The sequence below is a fragment of the Paenibacillus sp. 32O-W genome (assembly GCF_007679495.1).
Lineage (GTDB): Bacteria > Bacillota > Bacilli > Paenibacillales > NBRC-103111 > Paenibacillus_L > Paenibacillus_L residui.
In genome coordinates this window covers 1-3,759 of record NZ_VEGP01000132.1, presented here as the reverse complement: position 1 = coordinate 3,759, position 3,759 = coordinate 1, and the positions used below count along the sequence as shown (strand labels likewise).

Genomic DNA, 3,759 nt, shown 5'->3' with positions numbered 1-3,759 from the left:
ACAAACATCGACGGCATCTGGGCCGCAGGCACTTGTGCGGGAGTTAGTGTACATACGATCATTACCGCAGGTGACGGTGCCAAGGTAGCCATCAATGTGATCAGCGAAATGAACGGAGAACGTTACGTGGACCATGATGTTCTATGAGTTGAGGTGAGGAGATCAGAAGCACTTTCTTCTTAGATGCCCGCTCCTCTGTTTAAAAGTAAAAATAACTCATTCCTATTTCATAAAAACCTCTGGCAGGCCGAAACACAGTCATCCAGAGGTTTCCTTATCCTGTATGGCAAGCAGTAGGTATTCCCATAAACGGCTTTGATCCTACCCGATCATCATATCGTTTTAACAGAGTCGAAGATATAAAAATTTGCTGCAGTTTAAAATCTTCGCGTAAGGAATTTTTCCCGTCGTCGAAGTACCTGTCGGTAATAATCTTGTTTTGGAGGTGGTGCCTATATGGTTAATAAATTATTGCAATTACTGTTGATTTTAATGATTGTTCTTACATTTGCTGGTTGTAAGGATAGAACGATTAATCAAGAATTAATCGATCTCCAAATAAAATATGATGAACTAACTTCTCTAACTAAAGAAAACAATAGTATACTTCTAGAAATGAAAAATAGATTAGGTGAACATGATGAGACAAACCCTGTAAAAGAAACAGAATTTTTGGAGTTTCTTAAATTACCATTTGACGAACAGAACGAATTAGTTGAACATTATGCTCATTCGGGAAGGGGAGGAAGTGGACTATCAAACTATGATTTGTATATGTTGGTTTTACTCTTGGACATATTCCATTATGATAATTTACAAGAGCGTTTTTCTTCTAGAGATAAAACGGAAATCGACAATAATCTTATTTTATCAGACCCAAATCTTTCCGAAATTTTGGATGATTACATTGTAATTCGTTTTTTTGAACCCATAAATATTCTTAATATGAAAAGCGATGGCCTATCGCTATATGTCTTCCATGATAACTTATATTTGTCGTTATACCAAAACAGTAAATTTATTAAAGGATTTACAGTAAACCCGATTTATTATAAAGAAATGTTCATTAAAGTTGGAATTTTGACAAGAGACCTATTAGAAATTCAATGTGGAAAAAGTCCAGACTGCTGAAAACATTTCCCTTAGCCATTTGATGCAACCAAAGTCAGTAAGTAATTTTTGCTTTGAAAGTCTTTAAATCGTAAAGCGGAAGGTTACTCTTGAAGTAAATGAAGCTCTCCGCGGCAAGCCGCGGGGAATTAGACCCCCAGAAATTAAATGTACGAAAGAATAGTACTTATTTCAGTGCTTAAGACAATGAGTTTGATCTCACTTTACATTTCTTCCTTTGCTAAACTAACTAAAAATTTAGGGGTAGAAAATTAGGCCCACATCTTAAACGATGGGGCCTGAAGATAATTTTTAAAAGTTATAACGTTCTGCAACAATATCTGTAGAGGATGGCCAGGTTCCAGGATTTTCACTTGCATCATTATAAACAGCATTCCAATGAGTATCGTACTCGTTAATATTGTTAAACCACTTCCCTTTAACATATATTATATACTCGACATAAGATTTAGAGGTATTAGCCGGAATCGAAAAATCGTATACATAACTTCCTTGGTGAACTCCATTTGCAACTCTCCAAGTGCTTTCTCCGTTATATCTCCAATATGCCTTCGGTGTTGAAGATGGTCCGGATCTTGATTGGTTATAAATCCCATAGATTGTCGCTTGAAGAGTTCCCGAACTTTTAAAATAATTTACGAAATTTACTGCTGAATGATCGGTGGTCCATTGACTTACATTATACTGATTTTGTAAATAAGGATATGGATCAACTGTTACTCTGGTTGATTTTAATGTATCTTCGCTAACCGTGTTTACTTCCCAATGCAGATGGGGAGCGACTCCCCCCGTTGAGCCCGAAACTCCAATTTGAGTATTTGTAGTAACTGTTCCCGATGTGACTGATACTGAACTAAGATGCATATATATTGAATACCAGGTAGTACCGTTATAGTTGTGTTTTAATATTATATATCTATTACCAGAACCGTTGTTAAAACCATAAACTTCTCCATTTGCAATAGGATATACTTCCCTGTTATAATTACCAGTATTAGGATTGTAGGTAGAATAGTCAACGCCACGATGAAATTCACCACTTCGAGGTTCATTGTAAACTCCCGTGACCTGTTCATTTTGAAAACCAATATGAAGTGGGCTAACAATTGACATATGCTTCAGACTTGTTGGATTTTTTGCACCGCCTTGGGTATATGAAACTGCACTAGCATAATTAACTGGAAAGGAACTCATAATTACTAACGCAAATAGAAGTGTAAATAGCTTCTTCATTATAGTTTTCGCCTCCTTTGGTTTTAATGTAATGACACGCTAACAAACTGATTATTAACTAAAGGAACTTTGATGACAGAATCATTTTCGAATAACAAATTATCCTGTCCAGCTTGAAACGTACCGTTTTTCGGTTCATTTATTTGAATTAGGCTTTCCTCTGTCAAATCGTATACCATCAAAATATGCCTCTCCTGGGTGTTTTCTAAATAGATTGACAAGAAGGCGTATTTTGTTCCAGAATTATTCCACGCTCCATAGTTATTAAATAAATGGTTATCAGGAATCCCTTCAATTTGTTGGCTTTTATTTTCAATAACGCTATAAATTCCAAGTTTATTGGCTAGAAGTCCCTCATCTTCATATACTCTATAAGTAATATTAGCGCCATTCGGAGAAGCTTTAATCACTAAGCCAGGGATTATGTGCTCTGTTACTGCCCCATTTTGACTTATTTCAAGAACCAACGTTGCTTTACTTATCTCTTTATCACTTTCTAAAAGGATTCTATCATCCGAAACAGAAATGAATGAGAGATTGCCGTATTGTTCTGCAGACAGTATTTTTTTTACATCCCTTGATTCTAAATCCATACTCCAGATACTATTCTTCCAATCTTTTGAATCGTAATTGCTCGCAAAAAAGAGCGTATTATCTAAAAGGTGTCCAGCTCCAATTACATTTCCAACATGTTTCTCATTCTCTTTATTAACCCTTACTTCCTCCATTTTTTTGTGTAGATCAGCAAGATCATCCAAAACCATTCCTTTATTATCTACAATGGATAATTTGTCATTTGTCTTGTTCATTACAACTGCTTTTGTTCCGTTAGCGTCAGAATTCACACCATAAGACCTCATGATTTTGTTATTTTCAACGAAAAGTTTGGTTCCGGCATTAGTACTTAATTCCTGAATGGCCTCAGGTTTTTCACTGCTTACTGTAAATGAATTAAATGCCGAAGTAGTACTAGAAAATACAACAAATACGGAAAGTACGCCTATTACAGCCATCCCTACAATACCTTTTAAATTATTACCCGATAGCATGATAAGTAGCCTCCCACTCTAAAATAGATTTTGCCAAATATTTAATTTCGATTAGCCTCTCTTTCCGAATAATTTTATGGATTCCCCCCCTTATAATTTTTATTGCAATCAACACGTTACATCCTAATTATACCGAAAATTCCAGATAAATGGATATAGTGACAAAGTATTGAAATCGATGCATATAATTACATTTTTCGTCATTTTTTTCACTTTTTTCGAAATTAAAACCATAAAAATTCTAGATATGGTAAAATCAGATTGTACCACCATACTCAGTTCATAAATAGAAAGGAGCCAATGAATATGTACGATATTGCCGTTATTGGATCCGGACCTGCGGGAG

Annotated in this window: 3 protein-coding genes and 1 pseudogene; 2 read left to right on the top strand and 2 right to left on the bottom strand. The window is 35.4% G+C overall.

Annotation, left to right across the window (positions count from 1 at the left end; all coding sequences use genetic code 11):
• Both FS806_RS25085 and FS806_RS25080 read left to right on the top strand, forming a co-directional pair.
• Window positions 1-147, top strand: a pseudogene (locus FS806_RS25085) (pyridine nucleotide-disulfide oxidoreductase); the annotation flags it as partial.
• A gap of 309 nt (window positions 148-456) precedes the next feature.
• Entirely contained in the window at window positions 457-1,131 is a 675-nt protein-coding gene (locus tag FS806_RS25080) for a hypothetical protein (protein ID WP_144942056.1), read from the top strand.
• 291 nt (window positions 1,132-1,422) lie between these two features.
• Here the strand turns inward: FS806_RS25080 and FS806_RS25075 are convergent, their stop codons facing one another.
• Both FS806_RS25075 and FS806_RS25070 read right to left on the bottom strand, forming a co-directional pair.
• A complete protein-coding gene (locus tag FS806_RS25075; RefSeq protein ID WP_144942054.1) occupies window positions 1,423-2,364 on the bottom strand; it encodes a M23 family metallopeptidase in 942 nt (313 codons plus the stop codon).
• Between the two features lie 23 nt (window positions 2,365-2,387).
• A complete protein-coding gene (locus tag FS806_RS25070) occupies window positions 2,388-3,413 on the bottom strand; it encodes a hypothetical protein (protein WP_144942052.1) in 1,026 nt (341 codons plus the stop codon).
• Window positions 3,414-3,759 lie beyond the last annotated feature (346 nt).

Bases quoted from the DNA above. Each gene is read 5' to 3' on its own strand.
- FS806_RS25075 (WP_144942054.1), bottom strand. From the start codon at position 2,364: ATGAAGAAGCTATTTACACTTCTATTTGCGTTAGTAATTATGAGTTCC.
- FS806_RS25080 (WP_144942056.1), top strand. From the start codon at position 457: ATGGTTAATAAATTATTGCAATTACTGTTGATTTTAATGATTGTTCTT.
- FS806_RS25070 (WP_144942052.1), bottom strand. From the start codon at position 3,413: ATGCTATCGGGTAATAATTTAAAAGGTATTGTAGGGATGGCTGTAATA.